The following is a 22,208-nucleotide window of genomic DNA, read 5'->3' as shown; positions in this document are numbered from 1 at the left end:
CTGTTGTGCAGGGCAAGGCGCGAGAAGCGTGGTTTGGTCATTCCAAATAAGCTTCGAGCAACGCAGCCCTGCACAACAGCAGGCCCGGCCCTTCGGGTTGTGCCTTAAAGCGGGCCAGCCTGCGTTGCAGGCCTTGGAAAGGGAACAACCATTCCCAGCGGCCTGCGCCTTGCCTGGCCCGCTTTAAGGCGACAACGCGGCGGGGAAACTCATTGAGAGCGCCCCCTGATCACGGCTGAACGTCGGCAAATTGCCCTCCATTTCGACCATCCGCCCGTCACCGCTGTTAGTCGGGGGGCGCGACAGCTATAATCTGTCGCTTTATTCTTTACCAAGCCTAGCAAAGACCATTACAGACCATGACTGAGTCCGTTCTTGACTACATGACCCGTTTGGGTCGCGCCGCCCGCGAAGCTTCCCGCGTGATCGGCCGTGCCAGCACCGCGCAGAAAAACCGCGCCTTGCAGGCGGCCGCCAATGCGCTGGATGCTGCGCGCGCCGAGCTGACCGCAGCCAATGAACTGGATTTGGCCGCTGGCCGCACCAATGGTCTTGAGCCGGCCCTGTTGGAACGCCTGGCGCTGACTCCGGCGCGCATCGACGGCATGATCGTCGGTTTGCGTCAGGTGGCGGCCTTGCCGGACCCGGTCGGCGCGATCCGCGACATGAGTTACCGGCCGTCGGGCATTCAGGTCGGCAAGATGCGCGTGCCGTTGGGCGTGATCGGGATCATCTACGAGTCCCGGCCTAACGTGACCATTGATGCTGCCAGCCTGTGCCTGAAGTCCGGTAACGCGACCATCCTGCGTGGCGGCTCCGAAGCGATTCACTCCAACCGCGCCATTGCCGCCTGCATCCAGCGCGGCCTGGCCGAGGCCGATCTGCCGGCCGCGGTGGTGCAAGTGGTCGAAACCACCGACCGTGCCGCCGTCGGCGCGCTGATCACCATGCCCGAATACGTCGACGTCATCGTGCCCCGTGGCGGCCGTGGCCTGATCGAGCGGGTCAGCCGCGATGCCCGCGTGCCCGTCATCAAGCACCTGGACGGCATCTGTCACGTCTATGTCAGTGCCCACGCCGATCTGCCGAAAGCCCAGCGCATCGCATTCAACGCCAAGACTTACCGTTATGGCATCTGCGGCGCGATGGAAACCCTGTTGGTCGATCAAGCCGTCGCCAAAGAGTTTCTGCCGGCGATGGCTGCCCAGTTCCGCGAAAAAGGCGTCGAACTGCGTGGTTGTGAGCGCACCCGGGCGATCATCGAGGCCGTCGCGGCCACCGAAGAAGACTGGACCACCGAATACCTGGCGCCGATCCTCTCGATTCGCGTGGTCGACGGGCTGGACCAGGCCATCGAGCACATTAATAAGTACGGCTCCCATCACACTGACTCGATCGTCAGCGAAAACCTGGCCGACACCCGGCGTTTCGTGGCTGAAGTCGATTCGTCCTCGGTGATGATCAACACCCCGACCTGCTTCGCCGATGGCTTCGAATACGGATTGGGTGCCGAGATTGGCATTTCTACTGATAAGCTGCACGCCCGCGGCCCGGTGGGCCTCGAAGGTCTGACCTGCGAGAAGTACATCGTGGTCGGTGACGGTCAGCTGCGCGGCCAGGAGTCGCTCTGACTTGGGCGACCTCGACCCGTCAGCCCCGGTGACCGCCAGCGAGCCCCGGCCTCGACGCATTGGCGTACTGGGCGGGACCTTCGACCCGGTGCACATCGGCCATTTGCGCGGTGCGCTGGAAGTCGCCGAATCGCTGGCTCTCGATGAGTTGCGTCTGACACCCAGTGCCAGGCCGCCCCATCGGGACAAGCCGCAGGTATCGGCGAAGGACCGTCTGGCGATGGTCAAGTGCGCGGTGGCCGGTGTGGCACCGTTGGTGGTGGATGCCCGCGAATTGCAGCGGGACAAGCCGTCCTACACCATCGACACCCTGGAACTGATGCGCGCCGAACTTGCCGCTTCAGACCAGGTTTTTCTACTTTTGGGCTGGGACGCATTTTGCGGCCTGCCCACTTGGCACCGCTGGGAAGAGTTGCTCCAGCATTGCCACATCCTGGTGTTGCAACGCCCGGATGCGGACAGCGAACCGCCGGATGCCTTGCGCAACCTGCTGGCAGCACGTTCGGTGAGCGACCCGCTGGCCCTCAAAGGGCCGAGCGGACAGATTGCATTCGTCTGGCAGACACCGCTCGCGGTATCCGCCACCCAGATCCGTCAACTGCTGGCCAGCGGTAAGTCGGTACGTTTCCTGGTGCCCGACGCGGTCCTGGCCTACATCGATGCGCACGGACTTTACCGTGCGTCGAACTGAAAAAGGGCGCGCTTCAAGGCACGTGAATGCGTGTATCGAAGCGCCCGAACATACGAGCAAAACGAGTTTTATATGACTGACAAAGACGTAAACAAAGTAAAGCGCAAGGGCACATTCAAGAGCGCACCGCTGCCAGTAGAAGCACCAACTGGCGCGCCACTGGCCGGCGAAGAGCTGGTCAAGGTTGCCGTAGCGGCCCTGGAAGACGTCAAGGCCCAGGACATCCAGGTGATCGACGTTCGTGAAAAGCAGAGCATCACTGACTACATGATCATCGCCACCGGTACGTCCAACCGCCAGATCGGCGCGATGCTGGACAAGGTCCGCGAAGCCGTCAAAGCCCAAGGCGTCAAGCCGCTGGGTGAAGAAGGCAAGGGCGACAGCGACTGGGTGTTGCTGGATATGGATGACGTCATCGTGCACATGATGACTGCCTCGGCTCGCCAGTTCTATGACCTGGAACGCCTGTGGGCCGGCGCCGAGCAAAGCCGTTCTGCCAGCGCTGCACACCACAGCCCTGAGAACACCCATGAGCATTTCACCAAGCTCAACAAAGACCAGCAATAAGGGAACGCTGTGCGACTGCGACTGATCGCCGTCGGTTCACGCATGCCCAAGTGGGTGGAAGAAGGCTGGCATGAATATGCCAAGCGTCTTCCTTCCGAGCTGGCGCTGGAACTGGTGGAAATTCCGCTCAACACCCGCGGCAAGAACGCTGACGTGGCGCGCTTTATCCGTCAGGAAGGCGAAGCCATGCTGGCCAAGGTCGGGCCGAACGAGCGCGTTGTCACCCTCGAAGTCCACGGCAAGCCCTGGAGCACCGAGCAACTGGCGGTCGAACTCGATCGCTGGCGGCTGGACTCGCGCACGGTGAATTTCATGGTCGGCGGCCCCGAGGGGCTGGCGCCGGAAGTCTGTGCCCGGGCGGATCAACGTTGGTCGTTGTCGCCGTTGACGTTGCCGCACCCGTTGGTGCGGATTCTGATCGGCGAACAGCTGTATCGTGCCTGGACAGTGCTGTCCGGCCACCCTTACCACAAGTAGTTCTGCCCTCATGTCTCAGCCGATCCGCATCAAGGACCACGAAAAAGACGCCCGTCTGGTGCGTGGCCGCGTCGTGTTCGGGGCTATTACGGTGGTGACGCTGATCGGCGTGCTGATCGCGCGGCTGTATTTCCTTCAGGTGATCCAGTACGAGTACCACTCGACCCTGTCGGAAAACAACCGCGTCCATGTGCAGCCGATTCCGCCGACTCGCGGGCTGATCTACGATCGCAATGGCGTGGTGGTGGCCGACAACCGGCCCAGCTTCAGCCTGAGCATGACCCGCGAACGCTCCGGCGACTGGCAGCAAGTGCTCGACGTGATCGTCGAAGTGCTGGAGCTGACGCCCGAGGACCGGGTGATCTTCGAGAAACGCATGCGTCAGGGGCGTCGGCCGTTCGAGCCGGTGCCGATCCTGTTCGAGTTGACCGAAGAGCAGATCGCCCGCATCGCAGTGAACCAGTTCCGTCTACCCGGTGTGGAAGTGGTCGCGCAGCTGGTTCGTCACTATCCGCAGGGCGCGCACTTTGCGCACTCGGTGGGATATATGGGGCGGATCAACGAGAAAGAGCTCAAGTCTCTGGACCCGGTGAGTTACAGCGGCACCCATCAAATTGGCAAAACCGGCATTGAGCGCTTCTACGAGCCCGAGCTGCACGGCCAGGTGGGTTACGAAGAAGTCGAGACCAACGCTCGGGGCCGCGTATTGCGTGTGCTCAAGCGTACCGAGCCGATTTCCGGCAAGGACATCGTCCTGAGCCTGGACATCAAATTGCAGGAAGCCGCCGAAGCCGCGCTTGGCGGTCGCCGTGGCGCGGTGGTAGCGCTGGACCCGAAAACCGGTGAGGTGCTGGCGATGGTCAGCCAGCCGAGTTTCGACCCGAACCTGTTCGTCACCGGCATCAGTTTCAAGGCCTACTCCGAGCTGCGTGACTCCATCGACCGGCCACTGTTCAACCGCGTGCTGCGCGGTCTGTACCCGCCGGGTTCGACCATCAAGCCGGCGGTGGCGATTGCCGGCCTGGATGCGGGCGTGGTCACGGCGTCGACCCGGGTGTTCGACCCGGGTTACTACATGCTGCCCAACTACGATCACAAGTACCGCAACTGGAACCGTACCGGTGACGGCTTTGTCGATCTCGACACGGCGATCATGCGTTCCAACGACACCTACTTCTATGACTTGGCGCACAAGCTGGGGATTGATCGGTTGTCGTCCTACCTGAGCAAATTCGGCATTGGCCAGAAGGTCTCCCTGGACATGTTCGAAGAGTCGCCGGGGCTGATGCCGACACGGGAATGGAAGCGCGTGACCCGTCGCCAGGCCTGGTTCCCGGGCGAGACGCTGATTCTGGGGATCGGGCAGGGCTACATGCAGTCCACTCCGTTGCAACTGGCGCAGGCCACGGCACTGGTGGCCAACAAGGGTGTCTGGAATCGTCCGCACCTGGCCAAGACCATCGAGGGCGAGAAGCCGAAGGATGAAAATCCGATGCCGGACATCATCCTGCGCGACCCGTCGGACTGGACCAAGGTCAATCACGGTATGCAGCAGGTGATGCACGGTGCCCGGGGTACGGCGCGCAAGGCATCGATCGGCGCGCAATACCGGATCGCGGGCAAAAGTGGTACGGCCCAGGTGGTCGCGATCAAGCAGGGCGAGAAGTACGACCGCTCCAAGGTGCAGGAGCGCCACCGCGACCACGCCTTGTTCGTCGGCTTCGCGCCGGCCGACAACCCGCAAATCGTGGTGTCGGTGATGGTCGAGAACGGCGAGTCCGGTTCCGGCGTTGCCGCGCCGGTGGTGCGTCAAGTCATGGACGCCTGGCTCCTCGACCAGGACGGCCGACTGAAAGCCGAATACGCCAGCCCTATCAGTGCGGAGGCTACGGCCCGTGAAGAATAATTTCGATCGCATGCTCTCCAGCGAGGATGTGATGCGTCGCCGTGCGACGCTGTTGCAACGCCTGCACATCGACGGCCCGTTGCTGATTCTGCTGCTGACCCTCGCTGCCGGCAGCCTGTTCGTGCTGTATTCGGCCAGCGGCAAGAGCTGGGATCTGCTGGCCAAGCAAGCCACTTCCTTCGGCATTGGCCTGATATCGATGATCGTCATCGCCCAGTTCGAACCGCGCTTCATGGCCCGCTGGGTGCCGCTCGGCTATGTGGTCGGCGTGATCTTGCTGGTGGTGGTGGATGTCATGGGCCATAACGCCATGGGGGCCACCCGCTGGATCAATATCCCCGGGGTGATCCGCTTCCAGCCCTCGGAATTCATGAAGATCCTGATGCCGGCGACCATCGCCTGGTACCTGGCCAAGCGTTCCTTGCCACCCCAGCTCAAGCACGTGGGGATCAGTCTGGTGCTGATCGGTGTCCCGTTCATTCTGATCGTGCGTCAGCCCGACCTTGGCACTTCGTTGCTGATCCTCGCCGGGGGCGCGTTCGTGCTGTTCATGGGCGGCCTGCGCTGGCGCTGGATCCTCAGCGTGATTGCCGCCGCCGTGCCGGTGGCCGTGGCGATGTGGTTCTTCATCATGCACGACTATCAAAAGCAGCGAATCCTGACCTTCCTCGACCCCGAAAGCGATCCGCTGGGCACGGGCTGGAACATCATTCAGTCGAAAGCGGCCATCGGTTCCGGTGGCGTGTTCGGCAAGGGCTGGTTACTCGGTACCCAGTCGCACCTGGACTTCCTGCCAGAAAGCCACACCGACTTCATTATTGCGGTGCTGGGTGAAGAGTTCGGCCTGGTGGGGATCTGCGCATTGTTGCTGATTTACCTGTTGTTGATCGGTCGCGGGCTGGTGATTACCGCCCAGGCTCAGACATTGTTCGGCAAATTGCTTGCGGGCAGCCTGACCATGACGTTTTTTGTTTACGTTTTCGTCAACATCGGTATGGTCAGTGGCCTGTTGCCGGTGGTAGGGGTGCCGTTGCCGTTCATTAGCTACGGAGGAACTTCGCTGGTGACGCTACTGTCAGCGTTTGGGGTTTTGATGTCGATCCATACCCATCGCAAGTGGATCGCGCAGGTTTGAATAAGGTGAAGATTTCAATGCAAGTAATGCGTGGCTGGGCGACTCGATACGCACCGTGGGTCGGCCTGGTGAGCATCCTTGGTTCCGTGCAGGAAGCATTGGCCGGCGATTACGAAGGCTCACCCCAGGTGGCCGAGTTCGTTGGTGAAATGACCCGTGACTATGGCTTTGCCGGTGAACAGCTGATGGGCGTGTTCCGCGAAGCCGAGCGCAAACAGTCAATTCTGGACGCGATCTCCAAACCCGCCGAACGCGTCAAGCAGTGGAAAGAATATCGTCCGATGTTCATCACCGACGCGCGCATCGCCCGTGGCGTGGACTTCTGGCGTCAGCACGAGGCGGTGCTGGCTCGTGCGGAGCAGGAATACGGTGTGCCGGCGCAGGTGATCGTCTCGATCATCGGCGTCGAGACCTTTTTTGGTCGCAATACCGGTAATTATCGGGTGATCGACGCCTTGTCGACCCTGGGTTTCGACTATCCTCCCCGTGCTGATTTCTTCCGCAAGGAGTTGCGTGAATTCCTGCTGCTGGCCCGTGAAGAGCAGGTCGACCCGTTGACCCTCAAAGGCTCCTACGCCGGGGCCATGGGCTTGCCGCAATTCATGCCGAGCAGCTTTCGCGCCTATGCGGTGGATTTCGACGGTGACGGCCACATTAATATCTGGAACAACCCCGATGATGCCATCGGCAGCGTCGCCAGTTATTTCAAGCAACACGGCTGGGTCGCCGGCGAGCCTGTGGTCAGCCGTGCCGATGTGCGCGGCGATCAGGTGGACGATGGGTTGACCGACGGTATCGAACCGACGAAAACCGTCGGGGAGTTGCGGGCGCTGGGCTGGTCGAGTCATGATGCGCTGCGCGATGATATGCCGGTCACGGCTTTCCGCCTGGAAGGTGACAATGGCCCTGAATACTGGATGGGCCTGACGAATTTTTACGCGATCACGCGTTATAACCGCAGCGTGATGTACGCCATGGCCGTACATCAACTGTCTGAACAGCTGGTCCAAGCACGGGGCGTCAAGTAATGCGGGCATTGCCTATGAATAAACCCCTGAAGCTCATGGCATTCGCCGCGTTGGCGGTGCTGGTCGCCAGTTGTTCGACCAGCCGCTCACCGACTCAGAAGTCTTCCACCGCCGTTCGTTCGGCCCCCGGCCTGGACATCAACCGGGCGCACAAGGATGGCGCACCCTGGTGGGACGTCGACGTATCGCGCATCCCGGATGCCACGCCGACCCTGCACAGCGGTCCTTATAAAGCCAACCCGTACACCGTACTGGGCAAGACCTACTTCCCGCTGCAGGAATCCAAGACCTACGTCGCGTCGGGCACGGCGTCCTGGTATGGCACCAAGTTCCACGGCCAGAACACCGCCAACGGCGAGGTGTATGACCTGTATGGCATGAGCGCCGCCCACAAGACCTTGCCACTGCCAAGTTACGTTCGGGTGACCAACCTGGACAACAACAAGACGGTGATTCTGCGGGTCAATGACCGTGGGCCGTTCTATTCAGACCGGATCATCGACTTGTCCTACGCGGCCGCCAAGAAGCTTGGCTACGCTGAAATCGGCACGGCGCGGGTCAAGGTGGAAGGCATCGATCCGCAGGAATGGTGGGCGCAGAGAGGTCGTCCGGCACCGTTGATGCTCAACGAGCCGCAAGTGGCGCAAAATGCCGCGCCGACCGTGACGGCTTCCACTGGCACCGTCGAGCAATGGACGCCACCGCCGCAGCAACACGCCGCGGCCGTTGTGCCTGTGCAGATCGATGCAAAAAAAAACGCTTCTGTACCAGCCTCTGGCCAGTATCTKCAGGTGGGCGCGTTCGCCAACCCGGACGCTGCAGAACTCCTGAGATCGAAGCTCAGCGGGATGGTGAGCGCTCCGGTGTTCATCAGCTCGATCGTGCGTAATCAGCAGACTCTGCATCGGGTGCGCATGGGGCCGATCGGCTCTGCGGGTGAAATCCAGCAGGTGCAGAACAGCGTGCGGCTGGCCAATCTCGGTTCACCGAGCCTGGTCAGCGCCGAGTAACACGTAGTACTTGATTGACGGTTCGCTTGCGGTTTGGGGGGCGAACCGGGTTGTTGGCTCGTTGAAGAACAAAAGCCCGGCAAGGGTTACAGAGTGAGCAACTGAACACGTGACAGCTTTTTGAAAAGTTGTCTGATTAGTTTTGCCCTAGGGCAGTTTCCATTAGCGATTTCGAGAGACGGATGAACATCACCACCTTTGCCAAACGCCTGTGCCTGCTAGTCCCGCTGCTTCTCTCTCCCGCGGCTTTCGCGGTCGAGATGATGCCGTCGCCACCGCAATTGGCCGCCAAGGCCTACGTACTCATGGACGCCAGCAGCGGCAACGTGCTGGTAGAGAACAACGGTGACCAGCGTCTGCCGCCGGCCAGCCTGACCAAGCTGATGACCGCGTACATTGCGACCCTGGAAATCCGTCGTGGCCAGATCGGCGAAAACGATCCGGTGACCGTCAGCGAGAACGCCTGGCGTACCGGTGGTTCGCGGATGTTCATCAAGGTCGGCTCGCAAGTTACCGTCAGCGACCTGCTGCACGGCATCATCATTCAGTCGGGCAACGACGCCAGTGTTGCGCTCTCCGAGCACATCGCCGGCAGCGAAGACGCATTCGCCGACCTGATGAACAAAACCGTTGCTGATCTGGGCATGACCAACACCCACTTCATGAACCCGACCGGTCTGCCGAACCCGGAGCACTACTCGTCGGCTCACGACATGGCCGTGCTGGCTCGCGCGATCATCCACGAAGACCCGGCTCACTACGCGATCTACTCGCAGAAAGAGTTCTTCTGGAACGGCATCAAGCAACCTAACCGCAACCTGCTGCTGTGGCGCGACAAGACTGTCGACGGTCTGAAAACCGGTCACACCGACGAAGCCGGCTACTGCATGGTGTCTTCGGCCGTACGTGATGGCATGCGCCTGATCGCCGTGGTGTTCGGCACCAACAGCGAAGTGGCTCGTGCTGCCGAAACCCAGAAATTGCTGACTTACGGTTTCCGCTTCTTCGAAACCCAGACCTTCTATCAGAAAGGCGCCGAGCTGGCTCAGGCACCTGTCTGGAAAGGCACCACCAATCAAGTCAAGGCCGGCCTGGCTGAAGACCTGACCATGACCTTGCCAAAAGGCCAGCTGAAGAAGCTTGCTGCCAGCATGACCATGAACCCGCAACTGGTTGCACCCATCGCCAAGGGCGACGTGATCGGTAAAGTCGAAGTGAAACTGGACGACAAAGTGGTGCACAGCGCCGACCTGATCGCTCTGGACGCAGTCGACGAGGGTGGTATCTTCCGCCGCATGTGGGATAGCATCCGTCTATTCTTCTACGGCTTGTTCAACTGATAGTGTGCACCTGCATGGCCCCGCGCTGATCCGGCGTGGGGCCTTGCTGTCGCCACGGCTTACGCTTACGAGGCCGTTACGCCATGACCGATACCGAAGTAAAGGCGCCTAAGATCGAGTTCCCCAACGTTGATTACCCGGTTAAGGTGATCAGCGATACGGGTGTAGGCAACAAAGACAAGATCATCGAGATCGTCAAGAAACACGCGACGATCAACCATGACCGCGTTGATGAGCGCCAAAGCACCAACGGCAAGTACACCACGATTCAGTTGCACATCGTCGCCACCGACCAGGAGCAGCTGTACAACATCAACAGCGAACTGCGGGCTACCGGCTTCGTGCACATGGTGCTGTGATGCCTGGCACGCTGGGCTTTCGCGAACTCGGCCAGATGGCTTACGAGCCGGTCTGGCATGCCATGCAACGCTTCACCAACGAACGCGGCAGCGATGCCGCCGACGAGATCTGGCTGGTCGAGCACCCTCCGGTGTTCACCCAGGGCCAGGCCGGCAAGGCTGAACACCTGTTGCTGCCAGGCGATATTCCGGTGGTGCAGGTCGATCGCGGTGGTCAGGTGACCTACCACGGTCCGGGCCAATTGGTGGCCTACCTGTTGCTGGATGTGCGCAAGCTGGGGTTCGGCGTGCGTGACCTGGTCAGCCGCATGGAGCAGTGCCTGATCGAGTTGCTGGCCAGTTACGGCGTGACCGCATCCGCCAAGCCGGATGCACCGGGTGTCTATGTCGATGGCGCGAAAATCGCGTCCTTGGGTCTGCGGATCCGCCACGGTTGTTCCTTTCATGGCCTGGCCCTGAACGTGGATATGAACCTGGAACCGTTTCGACGGATTAATCCCTGCGGCTATGCCGGGCTGGCGATGACCCAGCTGCGCGATCACGCAGGACCGATTGAATTTGCCGAGGTAAGTGCCCGGCTGCGCGCGCAGCTCGTCAAACACCTCGACTATGCTGAGCAGACGACCCTAACGGGCGGAATCGATTGATATGACTACTGATGCAGTGCAAACCATGATCCCGACGCTCGATGTCACCGAGCGTCCGGCCCCGCGTGCCAAGGTTGAAGCCGGCGTCAAGCTGCGCGGCGCCGAGAAGGTTGCACGCATCCCGGTGAAGATCATCCCGACCACCGAACTGCCGAAGAAACCCGACTGGATTCGCGTGCGCATCCCGGTTTCCCCGGAAGTCGACCGCATCAAGGCCCTGCTGCGCAAACACAAGCTGCACAGTGTTTGCGAAGAAGCATCCTGCCCGAACCTGGGCGAGTGCTTCTCCGGCGGCACCGCGACCTTCATGATCATGGGCGACATCTGCACCCGTCGTTGCCCGTTCTGCGACGTTGGCCATGGCCGTCCGAAGCCACTGGACGTGAACGAGCCGGAAAGCCTGGCCATTGCCATCGCCGACCTGAAACTGAAATACGTGGTCATCACCTCGGTAGACCGTGACGACCTGCGTGACGGTGGTGCCCAGCACTTTGCCGACTGCATCCGCGAGATCCGCAAACTGTCGCCGAACGTACAGCTCGAAACCCTGGTCCCGGACTACCGTGGCCGCATGGACATCGCGCTGGAAATCACCGCTGCCGAGCCGCCGGATGTGTTCAACCACAACCTGGAAACCGTGCCGCGCCTGTACAAGGCTGCGCGTCCGGGGTCGGATTACCAGTGGTCGCTGACCCTGCTGCAACGCTTCAAGCAGATGATGCCGCACATTCCGACCAAGTCCGGCCTGATGCTGGGTCTGGGCGAAACCGACGAAGAAGTCATCGAAGTCATGAAACGCATGCGCGAACACGACATCGACATGCTGACCCTGGGCCAGTACCTGCAACCGTCCCGCAGCCACTTGCCGGTCCAGCGCTTCGTGCACCCGGACACCTTCGCCTGGTTTGCCGAGGAAGGTTACAAGATGGGCTTCAAGAACGTCGCTTCCGGCCCGCTGGTACGCTCCTCGTACCACGCCGACGAGCAGGCGAAGCTGGTCAAGGCCGAATTGATGTCGTCCTGATTCCGCGCTGAAAAAAGAGCACGCCCGCAAGGTTAGTCCTTGCGGGCGTTTTCATTGGCGGTGCCCACATCCTCTTCAGGCTTTTCCTGCAAGCCGTGGTGCGACTGACACTCTTTTGTTTATTCCCGTTCCTGACTACTGTGTGCTGAAGCATTCACACAGGGAGAATCATGGATGACTGCTCGACCGACCCACACCCTTTGTCCTCATGTCCCTGTTCCGGCCTTGCCGCCTGCAGGGCTGATCGGCGTCATTGCGCCTGCCGGCCCCGCTGCCCTGGACACCGATAAAGCGATTGCCTGGATGCGCGCTCGCGGCTATGCGCTGCGAGTGTTCCCCGGCGTTTACGAGAAAGACGGCTACCTGGCCGGCAGCGACGATGTGCGGCTCAATGACTTGCACGCGGCATTTGCCGACAGCGAAGTCGACGCCATCATCTGTTTGCGTGGCGGTTACGGTACGCCGCGTTTGCTCGATCGTATCGATTTCGAGTTACTGCGCAACAATGCCAAACCGTTCATCGGCTACAGCGACGTCACCGCGCTGCATCTGGCTATCAGCCGTTATGCGGGTTTCGTGACGTTTCACGGCCCGATGCTCAATGCTGACCTGCTGGGTGACAAGCAGAAACCCACCGAGTCCTCGTTTTTCAACATGTTGCGCGGGCAGGTGACGGCGGACAGTGTGCTGGCGCACCCTGTGGCCTATCCGTTGACGACCGTCTCGCCAGGCATCGCTCATGGGCGTTTGCTGGGGGGCAATCTGTCAATGATCGCCGCGACCATGGGCACGCCTTACGAGATCGATGCCGAGGGCGCCATCCTGTTCATCGAAGACATCAACGAGCCGCTTTATCGCATTGATCGGCTGCTGACCCATTTGCGTCTGGCCGGCACGCTGCACAAATTGCGCGGGGTTCTGGTGGGGGATGTGGCGGGTGTGGACCCAATCGCGCTGGAGGGCTTGCTCAAGCAGACCTTCGCGTCGTTGCGCATACCCGTGCTGGCGGGGTGGCGCAGCGGGCATTGCGACCCGAACCTGACGTTACCGATGGGGGCACTGGTCAGGCTGGATGCGGGGAGCAAGACGTTGGTGTTGGAGCAGGATGTGGTGATCAAGTAACAACACATCGCAAAAAAAGATCGCAGCCTTCAGCAGTTCCTATGGGGTTTGGTGTTCACCTGTAGGAGCTGCCGAAGGCTGCGATCTTTTGCTTTTAGCGGTTACGCAAACCTTCGAGCAACTTGTGCGTAGGGTACCCATCCGCCGGCCAGCCAAACGACTGCTGCGCGCTGCGGATTGCTTTACGGGTATTGGCGCCGATGATGCCGTCGGGGGTGCCGGCGTCATAGTTCCGGGCGCTCAGCAGGGTTTGCAGCTCGATTCGCTCGGTACGGCTCAGCGGCAAGTCATCTTTTGGCCATAGACCGTTGATCAGGCCACCGCCATTGAAACGCTCAGACAACAGGCTCACGCCCAAGGCGTAGGACGAAGAGTTGTTGTACTTGAGGATTGCGCGGAAGTTATCGAAGATCAGGAATGCCGGGCCGCGATAGCCTGCCGGCAGGAGCAGGGCGGCCGACAGGTGTTCGGAACCGGCCGGAACCTGGACACCATTGGGCAGGGTGACCCCCAGTTGCTGCCACTCGGCGACGCTTTTGCGAATCGCGCCATCGGCCAGGACGTAATTGAAGCTGCTCGGCAGTTGGACTTCGAATCCCCACGGCTGGCCTTTCTGCCAACCAGAGCTTTGCAGGTAGTGCGCGGTCGAGGCCAGCGCGTCGGCGGCGCTGTTCCAGATGTCACGGCGGCCATCGCCGTCGAAGTCCACGGCGTGGGTGTTGTAGGTGGTCGGAATGAACTGGGTCTGGCCCATGGCGCCGGCCCAGGAGCCGAGCATTTTCTCGGGTTCAATATCGCCCTGTTGCAGGATTTGCAGGGCAGCGATCAGCTGCGCATGGGCAAAGCCTGGGCGTCGACCTTCGTAAGCCAGGGTTGCCAGGGAGTTGATCACAGACTTGTTGCCCTGAAACTGACCGAAGTTACTCTCCATGCCCCACACCGCGACCAGTGCCTGACGGTCGACGCCATAGCGCTGTTCGATGCTTTGCAGGATGTCGGCGTACTGGTTGACCAGTGCCTGACCTTTGCGCACCCGCAGCGGCGACAGCGCGCCATCGAGGTATTCCCACACCGGACGAGTAAATTCCGGTTGGCTGCGGTCGGCACGGATCACGCTGGCGTCCACGCTGACATTGGCAAAGGCGCGGTCGAACAGGTCGGCGCGAATGCCGGCGGCGAGGGCGTCTTTGCGAAAGCCCGCCTGCCATTCGGCAAAGGTCTGGGTGGGCTGGATGTCGAGATTCTCACCGGTCGGAACCACCGGCGGAATGACCGCAGGGGCCGTGGCGACGGCTTGGGTCTGAAGCGGCTGGGCGTCGGCGGCGGTGGGTTTTTCCGCGCAGGCGACAAGCAGAACGAGGCTGGAGGCAGCTATCAATTGGCGAAGGTGCCAACGACGGGAAAGACAAAGGGGCATGCACAGGTCCAGAGGATACGAATCAGGTGCAGACCTTAACATGTTGAGCGATGGCTTGCCTTTCAGGCTGCCAGAAAGTAAGAAGCCTCCCAGCTATTAGACTGGAAGGCTTCGCGGCGGTAGCTGCCTTTGCCCTTGCCGGCTCGTTCCTGACGGCTGCGGAACAGTGGCTGGGCGATGATGGATTTGGCTTTGTTGGGGCCATGCTTGGATGGCTTTTTGCTCATGATGATCTCTCGCAAGTGAGTGGATTTTGCGGGACAAATCATCGGCCGAAGTTGGGGTTCTGTCTATAGAGCTTTTGGATGTGTGTTATGTAGGAAAAAAGATCGCAGCCTTCGGCAGCTCCTACAGGAGCACGCGATCCCCTGTAGGAGCTGCCGAAGGCTGCGATCTTTTGATTTTTCTTCTGATCTTATTCGGCAGGCAACGACAATCTCTGCCCTGCCATCAATAATGTCAGCCGGCTCAAACTCATCCAGGGTGAACCCGCCGCCTGGCCTTTGATCTGCGCGTCGATGCGCTGTGCTTCAAGCAGCAATTGCGCCCAGCGTTGCGCCGAGTAGCGTTGCAGTGCCTTGCTCATCAGCGGTTTGCGCTTGTCCCAGACCGGCGGTCGGGCCTGGCTGAAGGCTTTGTCCAGCGGCACGCCCTGGCTGTATTGCAGCGACAGGTTGGCCAGCAGGCGCAGTTCACGGGCCAGCGCCCAGAGAATCACCGGCGGTTCGACGCCTTCGCCCCGCAGCCCTTCGAGCATGCGCAGGGCATGAGCGGCTTCGCCGTTGAGGATCGCGTCGGTCAAGCCGAAGACGTCGAAGCGCGCGCTGTCGGCTACCGCCGCTTGCACGGTTTCGACGGTGATCTGACCACCTTCGGCCATCAGCTTGAGCTTTTCGATTTCCTGGGCGGCAGCCAGCAAGTTGCCTTCGACCCGAGCGGCGATCAGCTCGACGGCGTCCTGGCTGGCGGAAAGCCCGGCCTGGGACAGGCGTTGACGAATCCAGCTCGGCAACTGGTTGGTGTCCACGGGCCAGATTTGCACGAACTGGGTCTGCGGACCTTCGACCAGCGCCTTGCCCCACTTGGTTTTCTGCGCACTGCCATCAAGCTTGGGCAGGCTGATCAGCAGTAGCGTGTCTTCTGCCGGGCGCGAGCAGTACTCGATGAGCGCGGCGGCGCCTTTGTCACCGGGTTTGCCGGAAGGCAGGCGCAGTTCCAGAAGACGCTTTTCGGCGAACAGCGACATGCTTGCACCAGCCTGCAGCAGCGTACCCCAGTCGAAACTGGCGTCGGCGGCGAAGACCTGGCGTTCATCGAAACCTTGTTGGCGAGCAGCGGCGCGAATGGCGTCGGCGGCTTCCTGGCACAGCAGTGGGTCATCGCCACTGATGATGTAGACCGGCGCAAGAGCGCCTTGCAGGTGTTTACCGAGTTGGGCGGGGGCGAGTTTCATAAGAGGAGGCGAACGGGGCGCCTGAGCGCCCCGTAAGTCTTACTGCTGCGGCAGTTCGACAGGCGACTGACGCGGAGTCTCCGCTTCAGCCTTCTGCGCCGCTTCCAGCGCGGCGGCTTCAGCCTTGGCCCGGGCGTCGGCGGTCTGTTGCAGCTGTTCCAACTGAGTCGGGGTGAGCTGTTGCAGACGCAGCATCATGCGTTGAACCAGTTCACGACGAATGTCCTTGCGGGCATCGTTGGCTTCCTGGTCGGAGCCCACCAGGTTGTTGCCGTCGTGGATGAACACCTTCTGCACTTCAAGCTTGTCGCTCAGCAGTGGCAGGTCACCCTGACCACGGATGTCGTAATTGAGCACGGTGTTCACCTGGTACTCGCCAGTACGGCCGGCACCGGCATAGCTGAGGATGCGCTGGCTTTCCTGCTCATCGGTCAGCACCAGTTTGTAAGGTGCGCCGGTGTAGACCCGGACGCCGCTGCTTTCCAGTACCTGACGCAATTGTGTCACGGTTTCGCCGTAGGCATTGCGGGCGCTCAGGTCGAGTTCCTTGATCGCCAGTTCGGTGGTGCCGGTGCCACGCAGGTGGAAACCGCAGGCGCTCAGCAGGACTGCAAGGCCCATCACCAGCAAATTGCGTTTGATCATCTTGTTGCTCCCCTTGAAACCATGTGGGCCGGTCAAACGGCCCGAAAGGTTTTACTCGGCGCCAGGCTCACCTGGCGCCCGATCCAATTTTTAGCTGGCGACGATATTGACCAGTTTCCCGGGCACTACGATCACTTTGCGAATAGTCAGGCCATCGACGAAGCGCAGGACGTTTTCGTTAGCCCGTGCGGCGGCTTCAACTTCTTCGCGGCTGGCGCTGGCTGGCATTTCGATGTGCCCGCGCAGCTTGCCGTTGACCTGAATCACCAGTTGCAGGCTGTCCTGTACCAGGGCGCTTTCGTCCAGCACCGGCCAACCGGCGTCGATCACCGGGTCGGCGTGGCCCAGGCGATGCCACAGCTCGTGGCTGATGTGCGGGGTGATCGGGGCCAGCAGCAGAGTCACGGTTTCCAGGCCTTCGTGAATCAGCGCGCGATCCTGTTCGGTGCCTTGCGGGGCTTTTTCCAGCACGTTCATCAGCGTCATCACCTGGGCGATGGCGGTGTTGAATTTGTGGTTCTGGCCGACGTCGTGGCTGGCCTGCTTGATGGCCTGGTGGATCGAACGGCGAATGGCTTTCTGCTCGTCGTTCAGGCTGGCGACATCCAGTTTGCCCGGCAGGCCCTGAGTGACATGCGCTTGCGCCAGACGCCAGACACGCTTGAGGAAGCGGTGCGAACCTTCAACGCCGGAGTCGGACCATTCCGCGCTCATGTCAGGTGGCGAGGCGAACATCATGAACAGGCGGCAGGTGTCTGCGCCGAACTGGTCAATCATCGACTGTGGGTCGACGCCGTTGTTCTTCGACTTGGCCATCTTCTCGGTGCCGCCGATTTCCACCGGCAGGCCGTCTGCGATCAGCTTGGCACTGATAACCTTGGCCTTGCTGTCGCGTTCGAGTTCGACGTCCGCCGGGTTGAACCAGGTGTAGGCACCGTTGGCTTCGCGACGGTAGTAAGTCTCGGCGATCACCATGCCCTGGGTCAGCAGGTTCTTGAACGGCTCGTTGGAGCTCACCAGGCCTTCATCGCGCATCAGCTTGTGGAAGAAGCGCGCGTAGAGCAGGTGAAGAATCGCGTGTTCGATGCCGCCAATGTACTGATCCACCGGCAACCAGTGGTCGGCCGCCGATTTTTCTACCAGGCCACCTTCAAAGTGCGGCGAGGCGTAGCGGGCGTAGTACCACGAGGACTCGACGAAGGTGTCCATGGTGTCGGTTTCACGCTTGGCCGGTGCGCCGCATTTCGGGCAGCTGCATTCGTAGAACTCAGGCATGCGCGCCAGCGGCGAACCAGCGCCGTCCGGTACCACGTCTTCCGGCAGCACCACGGGCAGTTGATCTTCCGGGACCGGCACATCACCGCAAGTACCGCAGTGGATGATCGGGATCGGGCAGCCCCAGTAGCGTTGACGGCTGATGCCCCAGTCGCGCAGACGGAACTGGGTGCGCGAGGCACCAAGGTTCTTCTTGATCAGTGCGACTTCGATGGCGTCGAAAGCGCCTGCGAAGTCGAGGCCGTCGAACTCGCCGGAGTTGATCAGCGTGCCGTACTCGCCGTAAGCGTCCTGCCACGGGGCAGGATTGGTGTCACCTGCACTTGTGCGCACCACCGATTTGATCGGCAGGTTGTACTTGTGGGCGAACTCGAAATCACGCTCGTCGTGCGCCGGAACTGCCATGACCGCGCCATCGCCATAGTGCATCAGCACGTAGTTGGCGACCCATACCGGGAGTTTCTCACCGGTCAGCGGGTGCTCGACGAACAGCGAGGTCGGCAGGCCTTTTTTCTCTTGAGTGGCGACGTCGGCTTCAGCAACGCTGCCGCCCTTGCATTCAGCGATGAACGCTTGCAGTTCAGGGTCGTTCTGCGCCGCCAGGGCAGCCAGAGGGTGTTCGGCGGCCACGGCAACGTAGGTTGCGCCCATCAGGGTATCCGGACGGGTGGTGAAGACTTTCAACGCGCCGGCTTCACCGATGGAAGCGACGTCGTACGGGAACTGCACTTCCATGCCGCGGGATTTGCCGATCCAGTTGCGCTGCATGGTCTTGACCTGTTCAGGCCAGCCGGTCAGTTCGTCGAGGCTCTCCAGCAGCTCATCCGCGTAAGCGGTGATCTTGAAGTAGTACATCGGGATTTCGCGCTTTTCAATCAGCGCGCCGGAACGCCAGCCGCGACCGTCGATCACTTGCTCGTTGGCCAGAACGGTCTGGTCGACCGGGTCCCAGTTCACGGTGCCGCTTTTTTTGTAAATCACGCCTTTTTCGAACAGGCGAGTGAACAGCCATTGTTCCCAGCGGTAGTAATCGGGCTTGCAGGTGGTCACTTCGCGCGACCAGTCCACCGCCAGGCCCAGGCTGCGCAGCTGGCTTTTCATGTAGGCGATGTTTTCGTAGGTCCACTTGGCGGGCGCTACGTTGTTCTTCATCGCGGCGTTTTCCGCCGGCATGCCGAAGGCGTCCCAACCCATGGGTTGCAGGACGTTCTTGCCTTGCATGCGCTGGTAGCGGGAGATCACGTCGCCGATGGTGTAGTTGCGCACGTGCCCCATGTGTAGCTTGCCGCTGGGGTAAGGGAACATTGACAGGCAGTAGAAAGTCTCCTTGCCTGGCTGTTCACTGACTTCAAAGGACTTTTGCTCGTCCCAGAACGACTGGGCGGCGGCTTCGATTTCACGGGGCTGATATTGTTCGTGCATGGCTACTTTTGAACTGAATAGGGGTGGCCTAATCCTCTTCAATGCAACGCTGGACGGTGATGACGCCAAATCGGCGTTTCGCTGCCCAGCCGAGCTGGAAGTGGAGTTACAGGAAGCGCCGTAGCATACATGACCGCACTCTACCGAGGGAAACCCTGATTACACGCAAGGGCGCGGCCAATTCCCGCCCCGAGGGCCGTTGGTCGCGGCGTTCAGCCGGTTTTTTCAGCGAGGCTAAGCTCTAAAAGGGGAGTGAGTCTTATCTTCAATGAGGTGATGGATGGTTGATTCACAGCAAAAAGCTACGAAACCGGAGCTGTACGAAAGACTGATCGACCGTCTCGCAATGGCCCTGGACGCGGCCAAAACCGCGGGACGGCTTCGCGATGAGCGTCCCCTGGAGCTGGAACTGCGTGGTTTGACCCCCGCAGAGTTTGAACTGGTCAAGGCCTATCTGGACCGCAGTGAACGTGAAACGCACGGATGCTTGTCAGCAGCAGTGAAGCAACCCGAGGCACCACGTACGGCCAAGATCATCTGGCTCAAGGATAAGACACCCGGCGGAGGCGCGGTAAAGGTCCGGTCTCTGCAGTTCAAGTAAGGACACTTGAAACCATGCCATATGGTTTTTTGAAACAAAGTCCTTCCGCATTTGTTGTCGCATTGCGTTAACCCACTTAGGCTTCGGGCATCTATGGAGATGCCCGATGCCTTTTCGTTATTTCATTAAACAACTTCTATTGCCGCCCGGCGTTCTTTTGCTGTTACTGGTGCTCGCCTGGTGGTGGCGCCGCTCAAGGCCGAGGCTGGCGGGAGCGTGCTTTGTCATGGGCGTGGGCGGCTTCTGGTTGATGAGCCTGCCAGTCATGGTGGAGTGGGCTGCCAGGGCTCTGGAGCGCGAGCCGCCGCTCGTACGCGAGGAATGGGCCACCCTCGGCCAGCGCGCCGACGCGATCGTGGTGCTGGGTTCCGGGCGTGAGCGTGGCGACCTGGCCTGGGGCGTCGACCAGCCCACCGGCGTAGGTCTTGGGCGCGAGCGTTATGCTGCACGTCTAGCCAAAGCTTCCGGCTTGCCGATTCTGACCAGCGGCGGCCTGCATTACGGGACACCGCCGACTGAAGCGCAGCTGATGGCGGATTCGTTACTCGATGATTTTGGCGTGACGGTACGCTGGCAGGAAGGGCGCAGCCGCACAACCTGGGAAAACGCGCAGTTCAGCGCCCAAGTATTGTTGCCGCAGGGGATCAAGCGGGTGGTGGTCGTGACTCAGGCGTGGCATATGCCGCGGGCGGTCTGGAGCTTTGAGCAGGCCGGATTTGAGGTGGTGCCGGCGCCGGTGGGGTTTTTAGGCGTGGACAATGCGCGGCCACTGGGTGGCTGGATGCCGGAATTCAAATCGATCTGGCAATCGGGGCAGTTGATGAATGAGCTCGTGGGGCAGGTCGGGTATTGGATGTTCTATCGAGGCGAGCCTGTTGAGGAGTGATCATTCCCACGCCAGTGCATGGGAATGATCCTGCCGGGTTAAACGGTCTTCGCCATCCGGTTGGCCATCAACGCCCAGCCAAACAACAGCACGCAAATGATGATCAACGGCCACGAACGCCATTGCAGATACGGCGTCAGGTTATGCATTGGCACCACTTCGCCGTACAGAATGCCGCGTTCGAATTGCGGGATCCGGGCGGTGATCTGGCCGAACGGGTTGATCAGCCCGGTCACGCCGTTGTTGGTGGCGCGGATCATCCAGCGGCCGGCCTCAAGGGCGCGCATCTGCGCCATCTGCAAGTGTTGCAATGGGCCGATCGAGGTGCCGAACCAGGTGTCGTTGCTGATGGTCAGCAGCAAATCGCTGCGGGCGGCGAGGCCGGCAGCGAATTCCGGGTAGACCACTTCGTAGCAGATGTACGGCGCAATCTGATAGCCCTTGGCCTGTAGCAGCGCTTGATCGGCCGGTCCACGGGCAAAGTCGGACATCGGCAGGTCGAAGAATGCAATCAGGCCGCGCAAGACTTCCTGCAACGGAACGTATTCGCCGAATGGCACCAGTTTCTGCTTCAGGTAAGTGCCATCGCCTTCACCGACAACGGTAATGCCGTTGAAGTAGCGCTTTTCGTGATGGACTTCCTGTCGAATCGGTACACCGGTAATCAGCGCGGACTTACGCTCTGCAGCGAAGCTGCCCATCATGTCCAGATAGCCCTCGGCGGACTCCTTGAGTACCGGAACCGCTGTTTCCGGCCAGATCAGCAGGTCGACGGGTTTGGAGCTGAAACTCATGTCGCGGTACAGCGCCAGCTGCGCGTTGATCTGCGACGGGTCCCATTTCATGCTTTGTTCGATGTTGCCCTGAATCGCCGCGACGCTCAGCGGCGCACCCGAAGGGCTGGTCCAGGCGTGTTCCTTGAGCGCCAGGCCGATCGCCCACGGGCCGGCCAGCAGCAACACGCCAACGGCAATAAAGCCCTTGCGAGCGGTGCGAATCAGGCGCGGTGCGTTGTAGATCAGCGCGGCGGTCAGGGCCAGCGCGAAGGAAATCAGCCACATCCCGCCGACCGGCGCGAGCCCGGCCAATGGGCCGTCGAGCTGGCTGTAACCGGAATACAGCCACGGGAAACCGGTGAGGAACCAGCCGCGAAAGGCTTCCTGACCCACCCACAACGCTGCAAACGCCAGGGCATCGCCCAGCGGCGCTTCGTTACGGCGCAACCAGCGTGCCCAAATCCAGGCGGGCAGGGCGAAGAACCAGGCAATCGCTGCGGTGAAGAGCAGCATCAAGAACCCGGCCAGCAGTACAGATGCGCCGCCGAAGTTGTGAATGCTGTAGTAGATCCAGCTGGTTCCGCCGGCAAACAGGCCGAAACCGAAACACCAGCCACGGCCCAGGGCCTGACGGGGGCTCAGTTCGCGCAAGCCGGCGTAAAAGAAACCGACCGCCAGCAATGCCAGCGGCCAGATATCGAATGGCGCCAGGGCCAGGGTGGTGAGTGCACCGGCCGCCACGGCCAGCAGGTTACCGGGCCAGCCGGGGCGGGTCATCCAGCGCATTTCTTTCCTT

The 22,208-nt window shown here is 61.0% G+C and carries 21 protein-coding genes; 15 read left to right on the top strand and 6 right to left on the bottom strand.

The genetic code is table 11. The annotated features are described in order from the left end of the window. Positions 1-359: 359 nt before the first annotated feature. The 13 genes from AC1D2Q_RS20190 to AC1D2Q_RS20130 all read left to right on the top strand — a co-directional run bounded on the left by AC1D2Q_RS20190 (position 360) and on the right by AC1D2Q_RS20130 (position 12,937). Complete coding sequence (locus tag AC1D2Q_RS20190; RefSeq protein WP_477814310.1) at positions 360-1,631, top strand: glutamate-5-semialdehyde dehydrogenase; 1,272 nt, start codon at positions 360-362, stop codon at positions 1,629-1,631. 1 nt (position 1,632) lies between these two features. After that, positions 1,633-2,322 (top strand): nicotinate-nucleotide adenylyltransferase, encoded by a 690-nt coding sequence (gene nadD, locus AC1D2Q_RS20185; protein WP_018925751.1) that lies wholly within the window; start codon positions 1,633-1,635, stop codon positions 2,320-2,322. A gap of 72 nt (positions 2,323-2,394) precedes the next feature. Continuing rightward, positions 2,395-2,889 carry a ribosome silencing factor gene (rsfS, locus tag AC1D2Q_RS20180; protein WP_019581345.1) on the top strand — a complete coding sequence of 165 codons (495 nt, stop codon included), beginning with the start codon at positions 2,395-2,397 and terminating at the stop codon, positions 2,887-2,889. Between the two features lie 9 nt (positions 2,890-2,898). After that, positions 2,899-3,366, top strand: a complete 468-nt coding sequence (rlmH, locus tag AC1D2Q_RS20175) for a 23S rRNA (pseudouridine(1915)-N(3))-methyltransferase RlmH (RefSeq protein WP_007937439.1) — start codon at positions 2,899-2,901, stop codon at positions 3,364-3,366. 10 nt (positions 3,367-3,376) lie between these two features. Then, positions 3,377-5,272, top strand: coding sequence for a penicillin-binding protein 2 (gene mrdA, locus AC1D2Q_RS20170; protein ID WP_477814309.1), 1,896 nt, complete (start codon positions 3,377-3,379; stop codon positions 5,270-5,272). Positions 5,273-5,303: 31 nt separating this feature from the next. After that, complete coding sequence (gene rodA / locus AC1D2Q_RS20165) at positions 5,304-6,407, top strand: rod shape-determining protein RodA (RefSeq protein WP_019650887.1); 1,104 nt, start codon at positions 5,304-5,306, stop codon at positions 6,405-6,407. Positions 6,408-6,424: 17 nt separating this feature from the next. After that, a complete protein-coding gene (gene mltB, locus AC1D2Q_RS20160; protein ID WP_305410249.1) occupies positions 6,425-7,435 on the top strand; it encodes a lytic murein transglycosylase B in 1,011 nt (336 codons plus the stop codon). Further along, complete coding sequence (locus AC1D2Q_RS20155) at positions 7,435-8,445, top strand: septal ring lytic transglycosylase RlpA family protein (protein ID WP_026345997.1); 1,011 nt, start codon at positions 7,435-7,437, stop codon at positions 8,443-8,445. The genes mltB and AC1D2Q_RS20155 overlap by 1 nt, the downstream gene beginning before the upstream one ends. Before the next feature lie 182 nt (positions 8,446-8,627). Further along, the gene (locus AC1D2Q_RS20150) at positions 8,628-9,785 is read left to right on the top strand and encodes a D-alanyl-D-alanine carboxypeptidase family protein (protein WP_018925757.1); all 1,158 of its coding nucleotides are present in this window, start codon (positions 8,628-8,630) and stop codon (positions 9,783-9,785) included. An 83-nt stretch (positions 9,786-9,868) separates the two neighbouring features. Next, a complete protein-coding gene (locus tag AC1D2Q_RS20145) occupies positions 9,869-10,144 on the top strand; it encodes a DUF493 domain-containing protein (RefSeq protein WP_477814308.1) in 276 nt (91 codons plus the stop codon). Then, complete coding sequence (gene lipB, locus AC1D2Q_RS20140; protein WP_007937425.1) at positions 10,144-10,791, top strand: lipoyl(octanoyl) transferase LipB; 648 nt, start codon at positions 10,144-10,146, stop codon at positions 10,789-10,791. The genes AC1D2Q_RS20145 and lipB overlap by 1 nt, the downstream gene beginning before the upstream one ends. A 1-nt stretch (position 10,792) precedes the next feature. Continuing rightward, positions 10,793-11,815 carry a lipoyl synthase gene (lipA, locus tag AC1D2Q_RS20135; RefSeq protein WP_007937422.1) on the top strand — a complete coding sequence of 341 codons (1,023 nt, stop codon included), beginning with the start codon at positions 10,793-10,795 and terminating at the stop codon, positions 11,813-11,815. Between the two features lie 174 nt (positions 11,816-11,989). Beyond that, positions 11,990-12,937, top strand: a complete 948-nt coding sequence (locus tag AC1D2Q_RS20130) for a S66 peptidase family protein (protein WP_477814307.1) — start codon at positions 11,990-11,992, stop codon at positions 12,935-12,937. Between the two features lie 94 nt (positions 12,938-13,031). Here AC1D2Q_RS20130 and AC1D2Q_RS20125 read toward each other — a convergent pair whose 3' ends face one another. The 5 genes from AC1D2Q_RS20125 to leuS form a co-directional block, all read right to left on the bottom strand. Next, on the bottom strand, positions 13,032-14,354 hold the full coding sequence (locus AC1D2Q_RS20125) for a lytic murein transglycosylase (protein WP_477814306.1): 1,323 nt from the start codon (positions 14,352-14,354) through the stop codon (positions 13,032-13,034). A 62-nt stretch (positions 14,355-14,416) separates the two neighbouring features. Further along, the gene (arfA, locus tag AC1D2Q_RS20120; protein WP_003176285.1) at positions 14,417-14,581 is read right to left on the bottom strand and encodes an alternative ribosome rescue factor ArfA; all 165 of its coding nucleotides are present in this window, start codon (positions 14,579-14,581) and stop codon (positions 14,417-14,419) included. Positions 14,582-14,769: 188 nt separating this feature from the next. Then, entirely contained in the window at positions 14,770-15,807 is a 1,038-nt protein-coding gene (holA, locus tag AC1D2Q_RS20115) for a DNA polymerase III subunit delta (protein WP_007937416.1), read from the bottom strand. A gap of 39 nt (positions 15,808-15,846) precedes the next feature. Further along, on the bottom strand, positions 15,847-16,452 hold the full coding sequence (locus AC1D2Q_RS20110; RefSeq protein WP_305410247.1) for an LPS-assembly lipoprotein LptE: 606 nt from the start codon (positions 16,450-16,452) through the stop codon (positions 15,847-15,849). 90 nt (positions 16,453-16,542) lie between these two features. Then, on the bottom strand, positions 16,543-19,149 hold the full coding sequence (gene leuS / locus AC1D2Q_RS20105) for a leucine--tRNA ligase (protein ID WP_477814305.1): 2,607 nt from the start codon (positions 19,147-19,149) through the stop codon (positions 16,543-16,545). Positions 19,150-19,429: 280 nt separating this feature from the next. On the opposite strand from leuS, the gene AC1D2Q_RS20100 reads away from it, so the two are divergent. Together AC1D2Q_RS20100 and AC1D2Q_RS20095 are read left to right on the top strand one after the other, a co-directional pair. Beyond that, positions 19,430-19,750: a hypothetical protein gene (locus AC1D2Q_RS20100; protein WP_477814304.1), complete on the top strand. Its 321-nt coding sequence runs from the start codon at positions 19,430-19,432 to the stop codon at positions 19,748-19,750. Between the two features lie 106 nt (positions 19,751-19,856). Then, positions 19,857-20,636, top strand: a complete 780-nt coding sequence (locus AC1D2Q_RS20095; protein WP_477814303.1) for a YdcF family protein — start codon at positions 19,857-19,859, stop codon at positions 20,634-20,636. A gap of 38 nt (positions 20,637-20,674) precedes the next feature. Here the strand turns inward: AC1D2Q_RS20095 and lnt are convergent, their stop codons facing one another. Beyond that, complete coding sequence (gene lnt, locus AC1D2Q_RS20090) at positions 20,675-22,198, bottom strand: apolipoprotein N-acyltransferase (protein WP_477814302.1); 1,524 nt, start codon at positions 22,196-22,198, stop codon at positions 20,675-20,677. Positions 22,199-22,208: the final 10 nt, after the last annotated feature.

This window comes from Pseudomonas sp. P1_A1 (genome assembly GCF_056406935.1).
Note: the sequence above shows the minus strand (reverse complement) of the source record. Positions and strands in the feature narration are given on the sequence as shown.

What these genes read in the sequence shown, in the direction of transcription:
- AC1D2Q_RS20190 (WP_477814310.1), top strand. Translation starts at nt 360, where the DNA reads ATGACTGAGTCCGTTCTTGACTACATGACCCGTTTGGGTCGCGCCGCC.
- rsfS (WP_019581345.1), top strand. Translation starts at nt 2,395, where the DNA reads ATGACTGACAAAGACGTAAACAAAGTAAAGCGCAAGGGCACATTCAAG.
- mrdA (WP_477814309.1), top strand. Translation starts at nt 3,377, where the DNA reads ATGTCTCAGCCGATCCGCATCAAGGACCACGAAAAAGACGCCCGTCTG.
- rodA (WP_019650887.1), top strand. Translation starts at nt 5,304, where the DNA reads ATGCGTCGCCGTGCGACGCTGTTGCAACGCCTGCACATCGACGGCCCG.
- mltB (WP_305410249.1), top strand. Translation starts at nt 6,425, where the DNA reads ATGCAAGTAATGCGTGGCTGGGCGACTCGATACGCACCGTGGGTCGGC.
- AC1D2Q_RS20150 (WP_018925757.1), top strand. Translation starts at nt 8,628, where the DNA reads ATGAACATCACCACCTTTGCCAAACGCCTGTGCCTGCTAGTCCCGCTG.
- AC1D2Q_RS20145 (WP_477814308.1), top strand. Translation starts at nt 9,869, where the DNA reads ATGACCGATACCGAAGTAAAGGCGCCTAAGATCGAGTTCCCCAACGTT.
- lipB (WP_007937425.1), top strand. Translation starts at nt 10,144, where the DNA reads ATGCCTGGCACGCTGGGCTTTCGCGAACTCGGCCAGATGGCTTACGAG.
- lipA (WP_007937422.1), top strand. Translation starts at nt 10,793, where the DNA reads ATGACTACTGATGCAGTGCAAACCATGATCCCGACGCTCGATGTCACC.
- AC1D2Q_RS20130 (WP_477814307.1), top strand. Translation starts at nt 11,990, where the DNA reads ATGACTGCTCGACCGACCCACACCCTTTGTCCTCATGTCCCTGTTCCG.
- AC1D2Q_RS20125 (WP_477814306.1), bottom strand. Translation starts at nt 14,354, where the DNA reads ATGCCCCTTTGTCTTTCCCGTCGTTGGCACCTTCGCCAATTGATAGCT.
- arfA (WP_003176285.1), bottom strand. Translation starts at nt 14,581, where the DNA reads ATGAGCAAAAAGCCATCCAAGCATGGCCCCAACAAAGCCAAATCCATC.
- holA (WP_007937416.1), bottom strand. Translation starts at nt 15,807, where the DNA reads ATGAAACTCGCCCCCGCCCAACTCGGTAAACACCTGCAAGGCGCTCTT.
- AC1D2Q_RS20110 (WP_305410247.1), bottom strand. Translation starts at nt 16,452, where the DNA reads ATGATCAAACGCAATTTGCTGGTGATGGGCCTTGCAGTCCTGCTGAGC.
- leuS (WP_477814305.1), bottom strand. Translation starts at nt 19,149, where the DNA reads ATGCACGAACAATATCAGCCCCGTGAAATCGAAGCCGCCGCCCAGTCG.
- AC1D2Q_RS20100 (WP_477814304.1), top strand. Translation starts at nt 19,430, where the DNA reads ATGGTTGATTCACAGCAAAAAGCTACGAAACCGGAGCTGTACGAAAGA.
- AC1D2Q_RS20095 (WP_477814303.1), top strand. Translation starts at nt 19,857, where the DNA reads ATGCCTTTTCGTTATTTCATTAAACAACTTCTATTGCCGCCCGGCGTT.
- lnt (WP_477814302.1), bottom strand. Translation starts at nt 22,198, where the DNA reads ATGCGCTGGATGACCCGCCCCGGCTGGCCCGGTAACCTGCTGGCCGTG.